The sequence below is a fragment of the Celerinatantimonas marina genome (assembly GCF_046054165.1).
Taxonomy (GTDB): Bacteria; Pseudomonadota; Gammaproteobacteria; order Enterobacterales; family Celerinatantimonadaceae; genus Celerinatantimonas.
Window position 1 is genome coordinate 122,171 of the sequence record NZ_JBFNXK010000002.1, and the last position, 17,721, is coordinate 139,891.

At 47.7% G+C, this 17,721-nt stretch carries 20 protein-coding genes; 9 read left to right on the forward strand and 11 right to left on the reverse strand.

Annotated features, from left to right (window positions below):
- Positions 1-19: 19 nt before the first annotated feature.
- The 4 genes from ABUE20_RS02985 to ABUE20_RS03000 all read left to right on the forward strand — a co-directional run bounded on the left by ABUE20_RS02985 (position 20) and on the right by ABUE20_RS03000 (position 3,351).
- The gene (locus tag ABUE20_RS02985) at positions 20-1,000 is read left to right on the forward strand and encodes an NAD(P)H-quinone oxidoreductase (protein ID WP_408618346.1); all 981 of its coding nucleotides are present in this window, start codon (positions 20-22) and stop codon (positions 998-1,000) included.
- 342 nt (positions 1,001-1,342) lie between these two features.
- Entirely contained in the window at positions 1,343-1,873 is a 531-nt protein-coding gene (locus ABUE20_RS02990; protein ID WP_408618347.1) for a DinB family protein, read from the forward strand.
- A 49-nt stretch (positions 1,874-1,922) separates the two neighbouring features.
- The gene (locus ABUE20_RS02995) at positions 1,923-2,948 is read left to right on the forward strand and encodes a hypothetical protein (RefSeq protein ID WP_408618348.1); all 1,026 of its coding nucleotides are present in this window, start codon (positions 1,923-1,925) and stop codon (positions 2,946-2,948) included.
- 37 nt (positions 2,949-2,985) lie between these two features.
- Positions 2,986-3,351 carry a hypothetical protein gene (locus ABUE20_RS03000; RefSeq protein WP_408618349.1) on the forward strand — a complete coding sequence of 122 codons (366 nt, stop codon included), beginning with the start codon at positions 2,986-2,988 and terminating at the stop codon, positions 3,349-3,351.
- A gap of 227 nt (positions 3,352-3,578) precedes the next feature.
- Here ABUE20_RS03000 and ABUE20_RS03005 read toward each other — a convergent pair whose 3' ends face one another.
- The 7 genes from ABUE20_RS03005 to ABUE20_RS03035 form a co-directional block, all read right to left on the reverse strand.
- Complete coding sequence (locus ABUE20_RS03005; RefSeq protein WP_408618350.1) at positions 3,579-3,827, reverse strand: hypothetical protein; 249 nt, start codon at positions 3,825-3,827, stop codon at positions 3,579-3,581.
- Between the two features lie 27 nt (positions 3,828-3,854).
- Entirely contained in the window at positions 3,855-6,719 is a 2,865-nt protein-coding gene (gcvP, locus tag ABUE20_RS03010; RefSeq protein WP_408618351.1) for an aminomethyl-transferring glycine dehydrogenase, read from the reverse strand.
- Positions 6,720-6,787: 68 nt separating this feature from the next.
- The gene (gene gcvH, locus ABUE20_RS03015) at positions 6,788-7,192 is read right to left on the reverse strand and encodes a glycine cleavage system protein GcvH (protein WP_408618352.1); all 405 of its coding nucleotides are present in this window, start codon (positions 7,190-7,192) and stop codon (positions 6,788-6,790) included.
- A gap of 27 nt (positions 7,193-7,219) precedes the next feature.
- Positions 7,220-8,308, reverse strand: a complete 1,089-nt coding sequence (gene gcvT, locus ABUE20_RS03020; RefSeq protein WP_408618353.1) for a glycine cleavage system aminomethyltransferase GcvT — start codon at positions 8,306-8,308, stop codon at positions 7,220-7,222.
- 504 nt (positions 8,309-8,812) lie between these two features.
- A complete protein-coding gene (locus tag ABUE20_RS03025; protein WP_408618354.1) occupies positions 8,813-8,992 on the reverse strand; it encodes a hypothetical protein in 180 nt (59 codons plus the stop codon).
- Positions 8,993-9,014: 22 nt separating this feature from the next.
- Positions 9,015-9,518, reverse strand: a complete 504-nt coding sequence (locus ABUE20_RS03030; RefSeq protein WP_408618355.1) for an REP-associated tyrosine transposase — start codon at positions 9,516-9,518, stop codon at positions 9,015-9,017.
- Positions 9,519-9,729: 211 nt separating this feature from the next.
- Positions 9,730-10,236, reverse strand: coding sequence for an REP-associated tyrosine transposase (locus ABUE20_RS03035; RefSeq protein ID WP_408618356.1), 507 nt, complete (start codon positions 10,234-10,236; stop codon positions 9,730-9,732).
- A gap of 90 nt (positions 10,237-10,326) precedes the next feature.
- Between ABUE20_RS03035 and ABUE20_RS03040 the strand changes: the two genes are divergently transcribed.
- Positions 10,327-10,548: a hypothetical protein gene (locus tag ABUE20_RS03040; RefSeq protein ID WP_408618357.1), complete on the forward strand. Its 222-nt coding sequence runs from the start codon at positions 10,327-10,329 to the stop codon at positions 10,546-10,548.
- A 220-nt stretch (positions 10,549-10,768) separates the two neighbouring features.
- On the opposite strand, the gene ABUE20_RS03045 is transcribed toward ABUE20_RS03040, so the two are convergent.
- The 3 genes from ABUE20_RS03045 to folB are packed head-to-tail and all read right to left on the reverse strand — an operon-like array spanning position 10,769 to position 12,430.
- Positions 10,769-11,566 carry an undecaprenyl-diphosphate phosphatase gene (locus ABUE20_RS03045; RefSeq protein ID WP_408618358.1) on the reverse strand — a complete coding sequence of 266 codons (798 nt, stop codon included), beginning with the start codon at positions 11,564-11,566 and terminating at the stop codon, positions 10,769-10,771.
- Complete coding sequence (gene folK, locus ABUE20_RS03050) at positions 11,517-12,071, reverse strand: 2-amino-4-hydroxy-6-hydroxymethyldihydropteridine diphosphokinase (protein WP_408618359.1); 555 nt, start codon at positions 12,069-12,071, stop codon at positions 11,517-11,519. The genes ABUE20_RS03045 and folK overlap by 50 nt, the downstream gene beginning before the upstream one ends.
- Before the next feature lie 5 nt (positions 12,072-12,076).
- A complete protein-coding gene (folB, locus tag ABUE20_RS03055) occupies positions 12,077-12,430 on the reverse strand; it encodes a dihydroneopterin aldolase (protein ID WP_408618360.1) in 354 nt (117 codons plus the stop codon).
- Positions 12,431-12,583: 153 nt separating this feature from the next.
- Here folB and plsY point away from each other — a divergent pair, with 153 nt between their 5' ends.
- Positions 12,584-13,189 carry a glycerol-3-phosphate 1-O-acyltransferase PlsY gene (plsY, locus tag ABUE20_RS03060; RefSeq protein WP_408618361.1) on the forward strand — a complete coding sequence of 202 codons (606 nt, stop codon included), beginning with the start codon at positions 12,584-12,586 and terminating at the stop codon, positions 13,187-13,189.
- A gap of 698 nt (positions 13,190-13,887) precedes the next feature.
- Here plsY and tsaD read toward each other — a convergent pair.
- The gene (gene tsaD / locus ABUE20_RS03065; protein ID WP_408618362.1) at positions 13,888-14,907 is read right to left on the reverse strand and encodes a tRNA (adenosine(37)-N6)-threonylcarbamoyltransferase complex transferase subunit TsaD; all 1,020 of its coding nucleotides are present in this window, start codon (positions 14,905-14,907) and stop codon (positions 13,888-13,890) included.
- Positions 14,908-15,090: 183 nt separating this feature from the next.
- Here tsaD and rpsU point away from each other — a divergent pair, with 183 nt between their 5' ends.
- From rpsU to dnaG, 3 genes are all read left to right on the forward strand, one after another.
- Positions 15,091-15,306 (forward strand): 30S ribosomal protein S21, encoded by a 216-nt coding sequence (rpsU, locus tag ABUE20_RS03070; protein ID WP_408618363.1) that lies wholly within the window; start codon positions 15,091-15,093, stop codon positions 15,304-15,306.
- Between the two features lie 31 nt (positions 15,307-15,337).
- The gene (locus ABUE20_RS03075) at positions 15,338-15,781 is read left to right on the forward strand and encodes a GatB/YqeY domain-containing protein (RefSeq protein WP_408618364.1); all 444 of its coding nucleotides are present in this window, start codon (positions 15,338-15,340) and stop codon (positions 15,779-15,781) included.
- 107 nt (positions 15,782-15,888) lie between these two features.
- The gene (gene dnaG / locus ABUE20_RS03080; RefSeq protein ID WP_408618365.1) at positions 15,889-17,658 is read left to right on the forward strand and encodes a DNA primase; all 1,770 of its coding nucleotides are present in this window, start codon (positions 15,889-15,891) and stop codon (positions 17,656-17,658) included.
- The last annotated feature ends 63 nt before the right edge of the window (positions 17,659-17,721 follow it).

The following is a 17,721-nucleotide window of genomic DNA, read 5'->3' on the forward strand; positions in this document are numbered from 1 at the left end:
AAAATTGAAGGATATAACCATGAAAGCAATTACATTTGAACAATTTGGCCCGAGCGACGTTTTAAACTTAACAGAAGTCGCAAACCCAGAACTTCGCCCCGATGATCTATTGGTCCGAACTCGTGCAGCAGGCGTCAACCGGGCGGACTTAACATTACGCCGCGGAGGATACGGCCGCCCCGACTTTGGAGATTCCAGTATTATGGGACTTGAAATCGCTGGCGATGTGATCGCCATCGGCAGCCATGTGACAGGTTTTAACATCGGCGATCGAGTCATGGGTATTGTGGGCGGCGGTGCTTATGCTGAACAAGCTCGTATTGATTATCGAATGGCCATGCCGATCCCTGAAAGCATGGACTATATTCACGCGGCCGCCATCACCGAAGTGTTTGTCACCGCTCACGAAGCATTAATTCATTTAGGAAAACTCAATGCAGATGAAACAGTATTGATCCACGCCGGAGCCGGTGGGGTCGGCGGCGCAGCGGTACAACTAGCCAGTGCCACCGGAGCCACAGTTATCACAACAGCGAAGGGATCCGCACACGACCTGGTCCGACGCATGGGGGCCGATTATGCTATCGACTATGAACATGAAGACTTTGCTGAAGTGATTAACAAACTTACCGATAATCGCGGCGTTGACTTGATCCTCGATTTTATTGGTGCCCCCTACTTTGAACGCAATGTCAATGCACTCAATTTTGGTGGACGATTGGTTCAAATTGGCATTATGGGCGGCGTAGAAAATGCGAAAATTCCATTGGAGCGTGTACTCTACCGCCACTTGCAAATTCTGGGAACAGTGATGAAATCACGTTCACAAGACGTTAAACATGCAATGTCACAACGCTTTAAACAGCGCTGGCTGGCTCATTTTGGAGAAGCAGGACTCAACCCAATTATCGATAGTGTTTTCCCATTAAAAGATGCCTGTGCAGCCCACCAACGCATGGAAGATGGCTTAAACGTCGGGAAAATCATATTAACGATGTAATCGTGTTCTCAATAGGCGCAGCCCGGCGACACCTTTGCGCTGCCGGGAACTGCCCAAAACATTTAAGCGCATATAAACAACCTAAGATGGGAAAAATCAGGCAAAATGCATTGTATTTCCCACAGCTAAAATCCGATTTTGCATGTTCAAGGCCATGTACGTCTTTAGCATTCATATGACTTAAGCACGTCAAAAGGTCATCATAAGGTTGTGTGTTGAGTCTTTAACTCACAGAGATCATGTTCATCACTCATTTTGAGTTAATCCCGCGTCATCGCGGAGCTGGAATGTAGATGAGTGCCCCTAGGTAGCCAAAATTTCTATTGATAGAGGGAAACAGCCATGAAACAGCAATTTATTCTGATGTCTGACTATAATCAGTGGATGAATAATTCATTTTTTTCACATCTTGCCAAAATGAATGACAATGATATCTACGGTGATAAAAAAGCATTTTGGGGCTCGGCTTTTAATACCGTGAGTCATATTTTTACCTGTGACTTGCTCTGGCTGAATCGTTTTAAAGAGGTGGAAAGCGACTTCAATTTATCTGAAGCACTGCTGCATTTCCCGAATCCGAAATCGAATCAAGAACATTGTTTCAGCACGCTAGCTGAATTGCACCAACATAGAATCGCTCTGGATGCGGTCATTATTGCTTGGGTTAAAACGATCACCGCCAGTGAACTGACGAAGCCCCTCATCTATCAAAACACGGCCGGTAAAAAGTTCAGCGAACCTTTTGCATCCGTCCTTTTGCATTTTTTTAATCATCAAACTCATCACCGAGGACAGGTATCCACCTTAATCAGCCAAAGTGGGGATAATTCATATTGCAGCGATTTAATAGTGCGCATGCGTGAACTGACATAATCCCTGTTGTTTAGGACAACTTAATAAGAAGGATCTTATGAAAAGCTCAATGATGACTTTATGCCTGGCATTCGGAGTTATCGGATGCCAATCCCAAATGCCCGAAGAAAACCAACGCCACAGGGCACCAGCCATCCCCACAAGCCAAGCCAATATGCAAACACCGTTTGACTTAAATGAGCTCATCAAGCAGGCCCGAAGCAGCCAATGTGTAGCCATCCCCGTGCCCGGGCGAGGAGATTACCCCAAAGGTTGGTTCAACGGCATGATCCTAGCCTTTGCTCGTTCAAGCTGCCGAGGAATCACCGCAGCCAATGGAGACATCATCTACTCCAGCATGGTCGGAGCTGTCACGGCCGATGAAACCTTGGGACGCCTCACTCCAAACAATATCAATCAACAAACATACACAAAATCTTATAACAAAGAACTGGCCCCCTATTCAGCGGCCAATCAGCCATCTGGCCAAAACCTACTCTACTTGCCCGTTTATCAAGGCTTAGCGCTAAACACCGAAAATAAACGGCTGGAAGTGCTGTATTCACTGCTTCTCACACTGGGCATGCGTGAATCGAGCGGAGGCATAGATAACGGGATTGATCCTAATGCTGCGTATTATTCAAGATGCATGCGCAAAACTCCCGGACAATGCGAAGCTGGCTCATTGCAGGCCTCTCAGGATTCATCGATATCCCTGAAAATGCAAAAACTGTACTCAGCATTGGCCAGCCAATACTGGATGGCTTTATCCAAAAATTATCAGTCGGCATGCCATTGGAATACTTTCAACGAGGGCATTAGCAATAGAGTAGAAGATCCGATCATGCAAAGTGAAACCCTGCGCAAATTCAACAATAAATATAGCGATTTTCGTAACCTGATGATTGGATGCCCAATGGCTAATGTAGAATACAATGCTATGCTACTCCGACAAACCTACGCACACCACGGGCCAATTAAGCGTTTCGAAGCACCATTGAACGGCGCCTGCATTGATATGTTTGCCGATATTCACGCCTTGATAGAAAAACACGCAGCCGCTATCTGTGATGCGGTTCAGATCCCGTCACCGTAGGCCCCCTACATGGTCATAAATTTGAACATGAATTTGAATGTGTAGCCCGGCAGCAGCGCAGCGGATGCCGGGACCAACCAATGCCAAATATTCACCGCTTATCCAACACTGCCCCGGATTCCATGGCATTCCATCCGGGCTACGTGATCCTAAATTTGAACATGAATTTGAATGTGTAGCCCGGCAGCAGTGCAGCGGATGCCGGGATAAAAGCATGCCCAAATATTCACTGTTTACCCACCTCCCCGGATTCCATGACATTCCATCCAGACTACGTGATCCTAAATTTGAATGTGTAGCCCGGCAGCAGCGCAGCGAATGCCGGGGCCAACCCATGCCAAATATTCACCGTTTATCCAACACCGCCCCGGATTCCATGACATTCCATCCGGCCACATGGTAATACATTTGAATATGTAGCCCGGCAGCAGCGCAGCGAATGCCGGGGCCAATCAATGCCGAATATTTACCGCTTTCCCAACACCGCCCCGGATCCCATGATATTCCATCCGGCCACATGGCCTTGTGGATATGTAGCCCGGCAGCAGCTCAGCGGATGCCGGGACCAACCAATGCCAATATTCACCGCTTATCCAACACTGCCCCGGATTCCATGGCATTCCATCCGGGCTACATGGCCTTGTGGATATGTAGCCCGGCAGCAGCAACGCGGATGCCGGCGCCAATCAATGCCGAATATTCACCGCTTTCCCAACACCGCCCCGGATCCCATGACATTCCATCCGGCCACAGGGTAATACATTTGAATACGTAGCCCGGCAGCAGCGCAGCGAATGCCGGGGTCAACCAATGCCCAATGCCCAATGCCGAATATTCACCACCCACAAAAAAGCGAACCTTTCGGTTCGCCTTTGTCATTCAATATCCATCTCGCTCATCAGAGCATTACTCTTGCTGATACGCTTCCATCGGCAGGCATGAGCAGAACAGGTGGCGATCACCATACACATCATCAATCCGGTTCACACTGGGCCAGAATTTATGCTCGCGTACGGCCGATGTCGGGAAAGCGGCTTCATCACGGCTATATGAATGATTCCACTCACCCATGATGTCATCAATGGTATGCGGCGCATTCACCAATGGATTATCTTCATGCGACCATCCGCCTGTTTCAACTTTCGCAATCTCGGCACGGATCAAGATCATCGCTTCGATAAAACGATCCAATTCACGTTTCGATTCACTTTCAGTCGGCTCAACCATTAAGGTCCCCGCAACCGGGAAGCTCATGGTCGGCGCATGAAAACCATAATCATTAAGGCGTTTGGCGATATCCAACTCGCTGATGCCACTACTTTCTTTCAGCGGCCGCAGGTCGATAATGCATTCATGTGCCACGCGACCATTACGGCCGGTGTACAACACGGGATAATGCCCGGAGAGTTGCGATGCAATGTAGTTAGCATTCAAAATCGCTCCTTCGCTGGCTTGGCGTAATCCTTCGCTGCCGAGCATGGCAATATACATCCACGAAATCGGCAAGATCGAGGCACTGCCATAAGGCGCGGCTGCCACGGCGCAATAGTCAGTCCCGGTGTTCACAACCGAGTGTCCCGCCATAAAGGGTGCTAAATGGCTTTTTACACCAATCGGCCCCATGCCCGGGCCACCACCGCCATGAGGAATGGCAAAGGTTTTATGCAAATTCAGATGCGAGACATCCGCACCGATAAAGCCCGGAGACGTAATTCCGACCTGCGCATTCATATTGGCGCCATCTAAATAAACCTGACCGCCATACTGATGGATCACATCACAAATCTCGCGGATGGCTTCTTCATAAACCCCATGTGTCGAGGGATAAGTCACCATCAGGCAGGAAAGCTGCTGCTGATATTTTTCGGCTTTGGCCTTAAGATCAGCGACATCAATGTTGCCCGATTTATCACAATCGACTACCACTACATTGAGCCCGGCCATATGCGCTGAAGCCGGATTAGTCCCATGCGCTGAGCTTGGGATCAAACAGATATCCCGATGCGCTTCTCCCAGACTTTTCTGATAATGGCGAATGGCCAACAGCCCAGCATACTCCCCTTGCGCCCCGGAGTTCGGTTGCATACAAATGGCATCATAACCGGTGATCTCAATCAGCCATTCACCAAGTTGCTCGATGAGTTTCGCATAACCCTGAGCCTGTTCGGCCGGACAGAATGGATGCAGATTCGCAAATTCTGGCCAGCTAATCGGGATCATCTCCGCCGTCGCATTCAGTTTCATGGTACAGGAGCCCAAAGCGATCATTGAATGGTTTAGTGCCAAATCGCGCCCTTCGAGCTTGCGAATATAACGCAACATATCGGTTTCACTGCGGTATTGATGGAAAACTGGATGGGTCAAAATAGGGTCTCGGCGACGCAACTGTTCATCCAAACGCGGGGCTTCGCTGCAAACACGCTGATCGAGTGCAGTGATATCAAGACGTTGGCCAAACAACACTTCCAGCAATACCGATAAATCATCAATAGTGGTGGTTTCGTCCAAACTCACGGCAACCGCGCCATCCAGATCGAGACGCACGTTGATTTTAGCGTGCTGCGCACGGGCCTGTATGGCGTCTTTATCAACACCATCCAACACCACCGTATCAAAAAATTGCGCATGGCGAACGGTAATCCCCTGCAATTGAGCCGCTGCAGCAACCATGCATGCCATCCGATGGATCCGCTCGGCAATCGTCGCCAATCCTTCCGGGCCATGATAAACCGCATAAAACGAGGCAATATTGGCCAGCAAAACTTGTGCAGTGCAGATGTTGGAATTGGCTTTTTCACGGCGGATATGTTGTTCGCGAGTTTGCAGCGCCATCCGCAGTGCCGGTTTGCCATGGGCATCTTTAGAGACCCCGATAATCCGCCCGGGCATCGAGCGTTTATAGGCATCGCGAGTCGCAAAAAACGCGGCATGAGGACCACCATAGCCCATTGGCACCCCAAAGCGCTGTGACGATCCTAGTACGATATCCGCTCCCATTTCACCGGGCGCTTTGAGCGCTACCAGAGCCATGATATCGGCGGCGACGGCCACAATCCCTTTTTTACTATGAACGGCTTCAATAGCCGTACTTAAGTCCCGGACTTCCCCGGTCGAACCGGGATACTGTAACAGTGCGCCAAAAACATCCATCGCCCCCAGCTGACCCAATGGAGCAATCACCACTTCAAAACCGAAAAATTCAGCCCGTTGACAGACGACATCTTGAGTCTGTGGATGCACATCATCGGCAATAAAAAACAGGTTCGATTTTTTATTTTTCGAAACCCGTTTAGCCATCGCCATCGCTTCGGCCGCTGCGGTGGCTTCATCCAATAATGAAGCACTCGCCAGCTCAAGCCCGGTCAAATCACAGGTCATCTGCTGGAAATTTAACAGTGCTTCGAGTCGGCCTTGAGCAATTTCAGGTTGATACGGCGTATAAGCGGTATACCAGCCCGGATTTTCCAGCACATTACGCAAGATGACATTCGGCAAATGCGTCGGGTAATATCCCATCCCGATGTATGAATGAAAAATCTGATTTAACCCAGCCATCGCTTTAAGTTCGGCTAAGGCCTGCGCTTCGGTTTTAGACTCACCAATCGCGAGAGGCTGCGGCAAACGAATACCGGCGGGGACCGTCTCATCGATCAATGCAGCCATCGATGATTCACCCATAGCCTCAAGCATTGCGATCTGCTCGTCGGTGCCCGGCCCCACATGGCGCCGGATAAAATCTTGTGATTGAGTCAGTTGTTGTAACGGCAACATCTCACTGTCCTGAATAGTTTGCTAAATGGGGGGAAATAAGCCCTGATCATGCATCAGGGCCATTTTGATTAGTCTTCTTCTTCGTCTTCTTCAGCCAAAATGTCATCGTAGGCATTGGCATCAAGCAGATCGTCATATTCGGCACTATCCGAGGTTTTTACCTGAAATAACCAGCCTTCGCTGTAAGGGTCTGAGTTGACTAACTCTGGGCTGTCTTCAAGTTCTTCATTGATAGCGACGACTTCACCGGTAATTGGTGAATAGATATCCGATGCCGCTTTGACAGATTCGGCCACCGCACAATCATCACCACCGGAAACGGCATCGCCCACATCCGGCAGATCAATAAATACCATATCACCAAGTAATTCCTGGGCATGATCACTGATCCCGATGGTATACACACCGTCACCTTCGGCACGCACCCATTCATGGGTATTGGTAAATTTTAAATCACTGGGAGTATTGCTCATGGAAGTATCCTTTTTAATCCTAAAAATTTAGCAAACTGATTGACCGTTACGAACAAATACCGGTTTCACCACTTTTACTGTAACTTGTTTTTTGCGCATTTCCACAATAGCGGTGTCACCGATATCGGCAGGAACTCGGGCCAATGCAATACTAACGCCCAATGTAGGTGAAAAACTGCCACTGGTGATCACACCTGTTGCATCGCTATCAGCAGAGGTTCGAACCGTCAACCCGGTTCGCATCACCCCTTTTTCCTGCATCACCAGCCCGACCAATTGTTCCGTGCCCTGCTGTTTTTGTTGGGTGAGAGCTTCACGGCCGATAAAATCACGAGAGGCCGGTTCCCACGCAATGGTCCAGCCCATATTAGCCGCCAAAGGTGACACCTGTTCGTCCATATCCTGACCATATAAATTCATTCCGGCTTCAAGGCGCAGCGTATCGCGAGCCCCCAAACCACAAGGCACTACACCGGCATCGAGCAACGCCTGCCACAGCGCGGGCGCTTCGCTTTCATCCACGACAATCTCATAACCTGCTTCGCCGGTATAACCGGTTGTCGCAATAAACAGATTGTCACTCTGCACCCCAAAAAACGGTTTCATCCCGGCCACAGCCGTGCGTTGTGCCTCAGAAAAAACGCTCTGGGCTTTAGCTTGCGCATTCGGTCCTTGCACGGCGATCATCGCCAGCTGTGGTTTTTCAATGACCTCAACCTCAAACGGTTCGCTCTGAGTATTGAGCCACGCCAGATCTTTATCATGCGTCGCCGAGTTCACGACCATCCGATACCAGGTTTCATTCATGTAATAAGTGATCAAATCATCTATCACACCGGCCTCTGGGGTCAGCATGGCACTATAAAGGGCTTTTCCGGGAGTTTTGAGTCGGGCGACATCGTTGGCGAGTAATTTCTGGAGAAAGACTTTGGCTTGTGGTCCCTGAATATCCACAATCGTCATATGAGAAACATCAAACATTCCGGCATCACGACGCACACAATGGTGCTCTTCGATTTGTGAACCATAGTGAATCGGCATATCCCAGCCATGAAAATCCACCATTTTGGCGCCGGCTTCCAGATGTTTTGAATAAAGCACCGTCTGATTGGCCATGTTTTTTCCTTGCTAAGTGGAGCTGAAGAACTCTAAAACCAACCTAAAGCCCTCAGAGAATAGCCCGATTATAAACACGGCCTGAGCACAATAAAAAGCACCCATCAACAAATTTAAATAATAGGTATTTAAAAACACCCGATTAGATGAAAATTTTAGATAACATTAAAAAACATTATTTTTGGCAGTTTTTTTCAAAACAAAGGGATTCAAACCTTCATATATAGCATATACACCTAAATTATCTCTTAATAAAAGTGTGAAAATTCAGTTTACCAAAAACAATAAGGATTAGTTTTTATAATGAATGAATCGAGTGAAATTAGAATAAATCATCTAACCTGAGGACAAAAATAGCAGTCTGTGTATGATCCAGCGAACAAAAGGATTGATACATTCCCTTCATCCCTAGCCCAGACACGCCCCGGATTCCATTGCATTCCATCCGGGCTACAATTCCCACACCCGCCGTAGCCCGGCAGCAGCGTAGCGGATGCCGGGATATCACCCGAGCAAAACCTTATCGCACCAAATGCCGCAGCCCCAGATTCCACGTTGTTGCATCCGAGCGACACAATCTAACCACACACCACTGTAGCCCGGCAGCAGCGCAGCGGATGCCGGGATATCACCAGAGCAAAACCCTATCCCGGATGACTCAACCCGGATTCCACGTTGTTGCATCCGGGCGACAATACCTTATAAATTATTCACCAAATAGCCCATCGGATGGATCATCACCTAACCAATTTTCGTCTAACCATCCCTCTGCTACATAACGATGAAAACTAGAATAGGGCCAATTTTTAACCTGAGAGACTTGGTGATGCTTCACAGGATTTCGGTGAATATATTCTAAATGCTGGAGCCAATCAGCCTCACCACGAATACAATGCTCCCAATATCGATCCTGCCAAATTTTATGATTTAAAGACCCACCCTGATGAAGTAAAAAACTAAAGCGGCTTTTAAACGATTGAACAAATTTAGGGTAATAAAGTTGCCCTTGCGGCAATTGCAACAGCATATGTAAATGTTCAGGAAGAACGACAATCGCTTGGAGATGACACGGATAGCGTTCCAAAGCGTATCGAAGCGCTAATTTGAATTCAGATATACATGTTGTCAGAAGAGTTGAATGCCGATTGGCCAGTGTGAGCGTCAAAAAATAGCAGCCACCCGCTTGATAAAAACGCCGATATGCAACCATGAATATCTATTGATTTTTAAATCATTAAAGAATGATGACGTTCCATAGACAAAAATTCAATAGCCTTGCCCCGGATTCCATTGCATTCCATCCGGGCTACAAATTTTCCCCATCATCTTTCCGTGGATATCACCCGCGCCCAACCTTACCACACCAAATTCCGCATCTCCGGATTCCACGTTGTTGCATCCGGGCGACAATACCTTATAAATTATTCACCAAATAGCCCATCGGATGGATCATCACCTAACCAATTTTCGTCTAACCATCCCTTTGCTGCATAACGATGAAAACTAGAATAGGGGCAATTTTTGACCTGAGAGACTTGATGATGCTTCACAGAATTTCGGTGAATATATTCTAAATGCCGGAGCCAATCAGCCTCACCACGAATACAATGTTCCCAATATCGATCCTGCCAAACTTTATGATTTAAAAAATCCCCACCCTGATGAAGCAAAAAACTAAACCGGCTTTTAAAAGATTGAACAAATTTAGGGTAATAAAGTTGCCCTTGCGGCAATTGCAACAACATATGTAAATGTTCGGGAAGAACGACAAGCGTTTGGAGATGACACGGATAGTGTTCCAAAGCGTATCGAAGCGCTAATTTGAATTCAGATATATATGTTGTCAGAAGAGTTGAATGCCGATTGGCCAGTGTGAGCGTCAAAAAATAGCAGCCACCCGCTTGATAAAAACGCCGATATGCAACCATGAATATCTATTGATTTTTAAATCATTAAAGAATGATGACGTTCCATAGACAAAAATTCAATAGCATCGTAGCCTTGCCCCGGATTCCACGTTGTTCCATCCGGGCTACAATCCTCACACATTCACCGTAGCCCGGCAAAAGCGAAGCGGATGCCGGGATATCACCAGAGCCCAACCCTATCGCGACAAATGCCGCATCCCCGGATTGCACGTTGCTCCATCCGGGCTACATAATTCCCGCACACCAACCGTAGCTCGGCAAAAGCGCAGCGGATGCCGGGATATCACCGATGCCAAACCCTATCCCGGATAACACAACCCCGGATTTCACGTTGTTGCATCCGAGTGACACAATCTAACCACACCCGCCGTAGCCCGGCAAAAGCGTAGCGGATGCCGGGATATCATCCGTGCCAACCCCTATTCCGGATAACACAACCCCGGATTTCACGTTGTTGCATCCGAGCGACATAATTCCCGCACACCTACCGTAGCCCGGCAGCAGCGCAGCGGATGCCGGGGATGAGGCTTATTTAAAACACCACTAATGCCAGCACGATTCCCAATAAAATCCGATAAATCACAAATGGAATCATGCCCACCTGCGTAACCCAACGCATGAAATAATGAATACATGCCAGAGCGCTGACAAATGACACCACCAATCCCAATCCTAATTGATGCCAAGGCACAGTGATCGGTGACTGGGCGACCTGCACTGCTAATAGACTTCCCGCGCCTAAAATAACCGGGATCGAGAGCAAAAACGAAAAACGAGCCGAGGCTTCACGGGTATATCCTAACTGCCGAGCGGCGGTCATGGTAATCCCAGAACGAGATGTTCCCGGGATCATTGCCAGAACCTGAGCAATACCTACATAAAGCGCATGTTTCCAACCCATATTATATTCGTCTTGACGCTGCGGCGCTTTAATATCAACCCATCCAAGCAACAACCCAAAAACAATGGTCGTCACCGCAATCACTTTGGCTGAACGAGCATAACTTTCAATCAAATCACTACAAAGCGCACCGACCAAAACCGCGGGGATTGTTGCCAAAATGATCATCCATGCGAGACGACTCTGTGGCGTTGCTTTTTTCCCGGTCAGTGAACCAAACCAAGCTTTAAGCAAACCAAACACATCTTTATAAAAATAAATAACAACCGCGAGCAATGTTCCCAAATGGACCGTCACATCAAAGACTTCCCCTTGATCCGTCCACCCCAGTAATTGAGAGGGCAAAATCAAATGAGCCGAACTGGAAATCGGAAGAAATTCAGTAAGCCCCTGAATGAGAGACAAGATAATTACGTGCATAGTCGTCATAAACAAGACTCGAATCGTTTAAAAAGGCATCGTCGATGCGGATTAAAGGAATAGCATTTTGTTTCATGGACTGCCACATCAGTGCCAGAGGCTGCTGTGTGACCGGATGAATCAACTCGCCAGCTAACTCAGACAAAGGCCTAAGTACATACGCATTAAAGACAATTTCGGCCCGAGGAAGTTCACAAGGTTGCTCACAGACCAAATCATCATAAAGTAAAATATCAATATCCAATGTTCGGGATGAACACTTTTTCGCATGGAGGGGACGGCCACAATCAAATTCAATTTGACGCAACACTGGTGCTAATTCAGCCAACTCTAAATCGGTTTCAAACTGCACCACGAAGTTATAAAAATCAGGTCCATTAAAACCAACGGCTTGCGAGCGATAAATTGCAGAACGACGCAAATGGCCAAACTGCTGCGATAATTTTATCACTCCCAGATGAATCGATTGTTCTCGGTTTATATTGCTGCCGACGCCGATAAAAACCACAGCCATGACATTTAGCTCCGGGTCCGTTCAATACTAACACCCACACACTTGGCATTAGCCACAGCGCCAGGTTTACGAACCGTTACGGCAACATGTTGGATCTGAAAGTCATTCAGTAGCAAAGCCGCAACTTCTTCAGCAACGGTTTCGATAAGCTCAAATGGTTTACCTGACACCAAAGACGTCACCGCCTCACTTACCGCGGCATAATTCAAAGCGTGACGCAGATCATCTGTTGCTGCTGCTGGGTGATTATCCCAATCCATCGATAAATCTAGCAATAACTTCTGTTTAATTTCTTTTTCCCAGTTATAAACACCAATTGTTGCCAGAATATAAAGTTCTTCGATGAATACCTTATCCATAACGTCCTAAACCTATCCCGATTCATCATAGCTTCAGACTCATAAAGTACGTATGATAAGAAGCGCTAAATATACGGATATAACAAGTGAGTGGGCGATAATAGCTCAAATCTGCTAGGTTAGGAATCAGTGAATGAAACTGGGTTATTCAAGATGGGCATAATCGTTTTTCTATTTATTGCCGGAGCCTATTTATTGGGATCGATTTCAAGCGCAGTATTGACCTGTCGTTTGTTTGGGATCGCCGATCCACGTCACCATGGTTCCGGTAACCCCGGAGCCACCAATGTCTACCGTCTGGGAGGACGATTTCCGGCTATTATTGTGCTCATTTTCGACATGCTCAAAGGGGTGATCCCAGTCTGGGGTGCTTATTTTGCTGGCCTTCCTCCGGTGATCCTTGGAGCCGTTGCTATCAGCGCCTGCTTTGGACACATGTTTCCAGTATTTTTTCATTTTGAAGGCGGCAAAGGTGTTGCCACCGCTTTTGGCTCGGTGCTGCCCATTGGCCTAGATTTAGGCGGATTACTCATTGCAACATGGATCGTGGTGTTATTAGTGACCGGGTATTCTTCAGCAGCAGCCCTGATCACAGCCTTATTAGCACCATTATTTACTTGGCTGATCAAACCCGAATATACACTTCCGGTATCGATGCTAGCCTGCTTAATTATTTTGCGTCATCACAGTAATATCACCCGATTATGGAATCAGACCGAATCCAAAATTCTACGTCGCCGTAATAGTCGCAATAAATAACACCCCCGGATTCCACGTTGTTTCATCCGGGCTACACAATTATCAACACCGTCGTCGCCGGATATCACCAGAGCCAAACATATATTTCCCGGACGACATATCCCCGGATTCCACGTTGTTTCATCCGGGCTACACAATTCTCAACACCGTCGTCGCCGGATATCACCGGTGCCAAACATATATTTCCCGGATGACGTATCCCCGGATTCCATGTCGTTCCATCCGGGCTACACAATTCTCAACACCGTCGTCGCCGGATATCACCAGAGCCAAACATATATTTCCCGGACGACATATCCCCGGATTCCACGTTGTTTCATCCGGGCTACACAATTCTCAACACCGTCGTCGCCGGATATCACCGGTGCCAAACATATATTTCTCAGATGACGTATCCCCGGATTCCACGTCGTTCCATCCGGGCGACACAATTCTCAACACCGTCGTCGCCGGATATCACCAGAGCCAAACATATATTTTCTGGATGACGTATCCCCGGATTCCACGTCGTTCAATCCGGGCGACACAATCTCACAACTCTCACCGTAGCCCGGATGTAATGCAATGGAATCCGGGATGGTCAGAAGTTAATTAACAGGTGGGAGGGAGAGCCTGCATCGATTTGCCCCGGCATTCACTTCGCTTTTTGCCAGGCTACAAATTCAATCACTCAAACTGTATCGGAAATATGACTAGGCCTACCGGCTTAATGGAGGCAATTGATCCAACGGCCAACGCGGAGTGGCTCCTATTGATAACCCTTGCGTTTGGCCTGCTTTAAAACGCTGCATCCCCGCATAAGCAATCATTGCACCGTTATCGGTACAAAACTCGGTCCGAGGGTAATAAACCTGCCCGCCACGACTGTGCATCAAATCACCTAACTGTGCCCGCAAGCGCTGATTTGCACTGACGCCACCGGCAATCACCAGCCGCTTAAATCCGGTTTCATCCAATGCCCGACGACATTTTATAATGAGGGTATCCACGACAGCCTGCTCAAAAGCTAAAGCAATATCCGCTTGCGTTTGCTCATCATTGCCATTATCGGCAATCGTATTGGCGGCAAAGGTTTTAAGCCCTGAGAAACTCATATCTAATCCGGGACGATCCGTCATCGGCCTTGGGAAGGTAAAGCGCCCTGGCGTCCCTTGGGTCGCCAATTTCGAGAGCCGAGGGCCTCCAGGATAGTCCAATCCCATCAGCTTGGCCGTTTTATCAAAGGCTTCACCGGCAGCATCATCAATTGACTCACCCATAATTTGATATTCGCCAATACCATCGACGCGAACGATCAACGTATGGCCACCGGAAACCAGCAGCGCTAAAAAAGGAAACTCCGGCGCGGGATCTTCCAACATCGGAGCCAACAAATGACCTTCCATATGATGAACGGCAACGGCTGGTTTTCCCCATGCCATCGCCAAGGCACGTCCGGTAGTTGCACCAACGAGTAATGCACCGACCAATCCCGGTCCAGCCGTATAGACTACCGCATCGATATCAGCTGGCGTCGAATTTGATTCGGCCATCGCTTGTTGGATCAATGGGATCACTTTACGAATATGATCCCGGGACGCTAACTCAGGCACCACCCCGCCGTAATCGGCATGTAATTTGATCTGACTATAAAGTTGGTGAGATAATAAGCCCTGCAGATCATCGTAAACGGCAATACCCGTTTCATCGCAGGAGGTCTCAATCCCGAGAACGCGCATCCTAAGCTCCGAATGTTAAAAATTCGCGACATATATTACCCGCGTTAGCTCGCAGAAACCAGATTCTCTTGAAAATCAGCTTTACAAGAGCACCTGCTTTTGATTAAAATTCTGCACCATTTTTAAACAATCAGGCTGACAGACAACATCAGCCGTTAACTAACCCCCTGAGGTGATCGGCATATGCCAGTAGTTAAAGTACGTGAAAACGAACCATTTGACGTAGCACTGCGTCGCTTTAAACGTTCTTGCGAGAAAGCAGGTATCCTTTCAGAAGTTCGCCGTCGTGAATTTTATGAAAAACCAACTACTGCTCGTAAACGTGCAAAAGCAGCTGCTGTTAAACGTCATGCTAAAAAATTGGCTCGTGATAACGCACGTCGCGTTCGTCTGTACTAATTTATAGACACAAATATTAAGCGAGTTTGATATGTCCCTGAAAGTTCAATTACAAGACGCTCAGAAGGACGCACTGCGGGCCAAAGATAAAGCCCGCTTAAGTACGTTGCGAATGGTTATGGCTGAAATCAAACAGATTGAAGTCGACCGTCGGATTGAAGTGAGCGATGAACAAATTATCGCTATTCTCACCAAAATGGTTAAACAGCGTCATGATGCTGCCGAGCAGTTCCAAAACGCCGGGCGAGATGATTTGGCAGAACATGAATTAGCAGAAATTCCTGTCCTGCAGGAATTTTTGCCACAACCGTTAACTAACGACGAGATAGCGAACTTAATTGATTCTGCTATAACTCAGGTGAGTGCTAGTGGTATCGGGGATATGGGCAAAGTCATGGGCGTGTTAAAACCACAGGTCCAGGGCCGTGCTGATATGGGAGCGATTAGCGGTTTAGTTCGTAGTAAACTGGGCTAATTGCTTCTGCATGCTTTGCGGATAAGCCGCCCACTCAATTGAGTGTGCGGCTTGTTTATTTGTGTCAATATGGCCAATGATACATAAACCGGCAATGTTGAGGGTGTATGGCAGGGCGAATTTCGCAGCAATTCATCGATGATCTTCTGGCTCGGGTTGATATTGTCAGCCTCATCGATCAGCGAGTTCGATTAAAAAAAGCAGGTAAAAACTATCAGGCGTGTTGTCCATTTCACAATGAAAAAACACCCTCTTTTACCGTAAGCCCTGACAAACAGTTTTACCATTGCTTTGGTTGTGGTGCACACGGCAACGCCATCGGGTTTCTGATGGAATATGAACGCTTTGAATTTGTTGAAGCCGTTGAAGAATTAGCTTCACTGATGGGCGTTGAAGTTCAACGTGAAGAAAGCGGCCATGGTGGCGCTCGCAGCTCCCAAACCATCGCGCAAAGTAGCGATTTATATGAATTAATGCAACATGTAAATCGTTTTTATCAATATCAGTTACGTAAAAATGTCCGTTCCCAGACGGTGATCGACTACCTAAAACAACGTGGATTAAACGGTGAAATCGCTAAAGATTTCGGAATCGGTTATTCCCCGGATGAATGGGATGCCGTGAGCCGTCAGTTTGGCCAAAATCGGGAGCAGAGTGATCAACTCCTCCGCTGTGGATTATTGATCGAAAATGAAAATGGCCGTCGTTATGACCGATTCCGGGATCGCCTGATGTTTCCGATTCGGGATCGCCGTGGTCGTTACATTGGTTTTGGAGGGCGCGTATTAGGCGATGGCACTCCAAAATATTTAAATTCGCCAGAAACGGATATTTTTCATAAAGGCCGAGAGCTTTACGGCTTTTACGAAGTCCGTCAAAAACATAAAAAAATCGACAAACTGCTCGTCGTCGAAGGCTATATGGATGTTGTATCTCTCGCCCAATTTGGTGTGGATTACGCCGTCGCGAGCCTAGGTACATCGACCACAGCCGAACATCTGCAAATGATGTTTCGTGCCAGTAACCGGATCATCTGCTGTTATGACGGTGATCGTGCCGGACGTGATGCGGCTTGGCGAGCCTTAATCAATGCGCTTCCCCAACTGCGGGATGGTGTCGAGATGCAGTTTATGTTTTTACCTGATGGTGAAGATCCGGATACATTGGTTCGTTCCATAGGCAAAGCCGCCTTTGAAGAGCAGCTGGAACAAGCCATGCCGCTCTCTGAGTTTATGTTTGACAAGCTCAGCCAGGAGATCGATACCCGGACTGATGCCGGATTAAGCCATATGGCGAACGAAGCACGACAATTAATTAATCAGGTTCAGGCGGGATTTTATCAGGATATGCTGAAAAGCACCCTAGCCCGTTGGTTACGCTGGGATGAACAACGTCTGGAACGTTTTTTTACATCTCCGGCCCCTAAAAATGCCTGGAAAACACAGCGTTCAGTTTTAAAACTAACACCGATGCGCCGGGCAATCGCAATTGTTCTACAATATCCAGAATGCGCTTTGGATGTTCCAAATTTAGAATATTTGCGAGCACTCCCCTTAAACGGGAGTCAACTACTTATCGAATTAGTCCAGCAAATCCGGCAGAAGCCGGATATAACGACAGCACAATTGCTGGAACGCTGGCGAGAACGCCCTGAAGCAACCGCGCTGAACAAAATGGCCAGTATTAATCTGGAAGGCAACGAGCTCATCGGCATTAGCGGATACAATCAGGAACTAAATGACATTCTCGCCAGTTTTATAGAACAGCTGTTACAACAACGCTACGACGCTCTACTACAGAAGTCGTTCAGTCAGGCTTTAAGCCGGGAGGAAAAGCAAGAGATGTTACAGCTACAGATAGAACTACGATCAAGTTGATTTCAGGTTTCGACCTGAATAAAAATCCGGCAATTTGGCTTGATTTAACAAATTTTGCCCATA

Coding starts and splice junctions, on each gene's coding strand:
- ABUE20_RS02985 (WP_408618346.1), top strand. CDS start 20: ATGAAAGCAATTACATTTGAACAATTTGGCCCGAGCGACGTTTTAAAC.
- ABUE20_RS02990 (WP_408618347.1), top strand. CDS start 1,343: ATGAAACAGCAATTTATTCTGATGTCTGACTATAATCAGTGGATGAAT.
- ABUE20_RS02995 (WP_408618348.1), top strand. CDS start 1,923: ATGATGACTTTATGCCTGGCATTCGGAGTTATCGGATGCCAATCCCAA.
- ABUE20_RS03000 (WP_408618349.1), top strand. CDS start 2,986: ATGTGTAGCCCGGCAGCAGCGCAGCGGATGCCGGGACCAACCAATGCC.
- ABUE20_RS03005 (WP_408618350.1), bottom strand. CDS start 3,827: ATGACAAAGGCGAACCGAAAGGTTCGCTTTTTTGTGGGTGGTGAATAT.
- gcvP (WP_408618351.1), bottom strand. CDS start 6,719: ATGTTGCCGTTACAACAACTGACTCAATCACAAGATTTTATCCGGCGC.
- gcvH (WP_408618352.1), bottom strand. CDS start 7,192: ATGAGCAATACTCCCAGTGATTTAAAATTTACCAATACCCATGAATGG.
- gcvT (WP_408618353.1), bottom strand. CDS start 8,308: ATGGCCAATCAGACGGTGCTTTATTCAAAACATCTGGAAGCCGGCGCC.
- ABUE20_RS03025 (WP_408618354.1), bottom strand. CDS start 8,992: ATGCAACAACGTGGAATCCGGGTTGAGTCATCCGGGATAGGGTTTTGC.
- ABUE20_RS03030 (WP_408618355.1), bottom strand. CDS start 9,518: ATGGTTGCATATCGGCGTTTTTATCAAGCGGGTGGCTGCTATTTTTTG.
- ABUE20_RS03035 (WP_408618356.1), bottom strand. CDS start 10,236: ATGGTTGCATATCGGCGTTTTTATCAAGCGGGTGGCTGCTATTTTTTG.
- ABUE20_RS03045 (WP_408618358.1), bottom strand. CDS start 11,566: ATGACGACTATGCACGTAATTATCTTGTCTCTCATTCAGGGGCTTACT.
- folK (WP_408618359.1), bottom strand. CDS start 12,071: ATGGCTGTGGTTTTTATCGGCGTCGGCAGCAATATAAACCGAGAACAA.
- folB (WP_408618360.1), bottom strand. CDS start 12,430: ATGGATAAGGTATTCATCGAAGAACTTTATATTCTGGCAACAATTGGT.
- plsY (WP_408618361.1), top strand. CDS start 12,584: ATGGGCATAATCGTTTTTCTATTTATTGCCGGAGCCTATTTATTGGGA.
- tsaD (WP_408618362.1), bottom strand. CDS start 14,907: ATGCGCGTTCTCGGGATTGAGACCTCCTGCGATGAAACGGGTATTGCC.
- rpsU (WP_408618363.1), top strand. CDS start 15,091: ATGCCAGTAGTTAAAGTACGTGAAAACGAACCATTTGACGTAGCACTG.
- ABUE20_RS03075 (WP_408618364.1), top strand. CDS start 15,338: ATGTCCCTGAAAGTTCAATTACAAGACGCTCAGAAGGACGCACTGCGG.
- dnaG (WP_408618365.1), top strand. CDS start 15,889: ATGGCAGGGCGAATTTCGCAGCAATTCATCGATGATCTTCTGGCTCGG.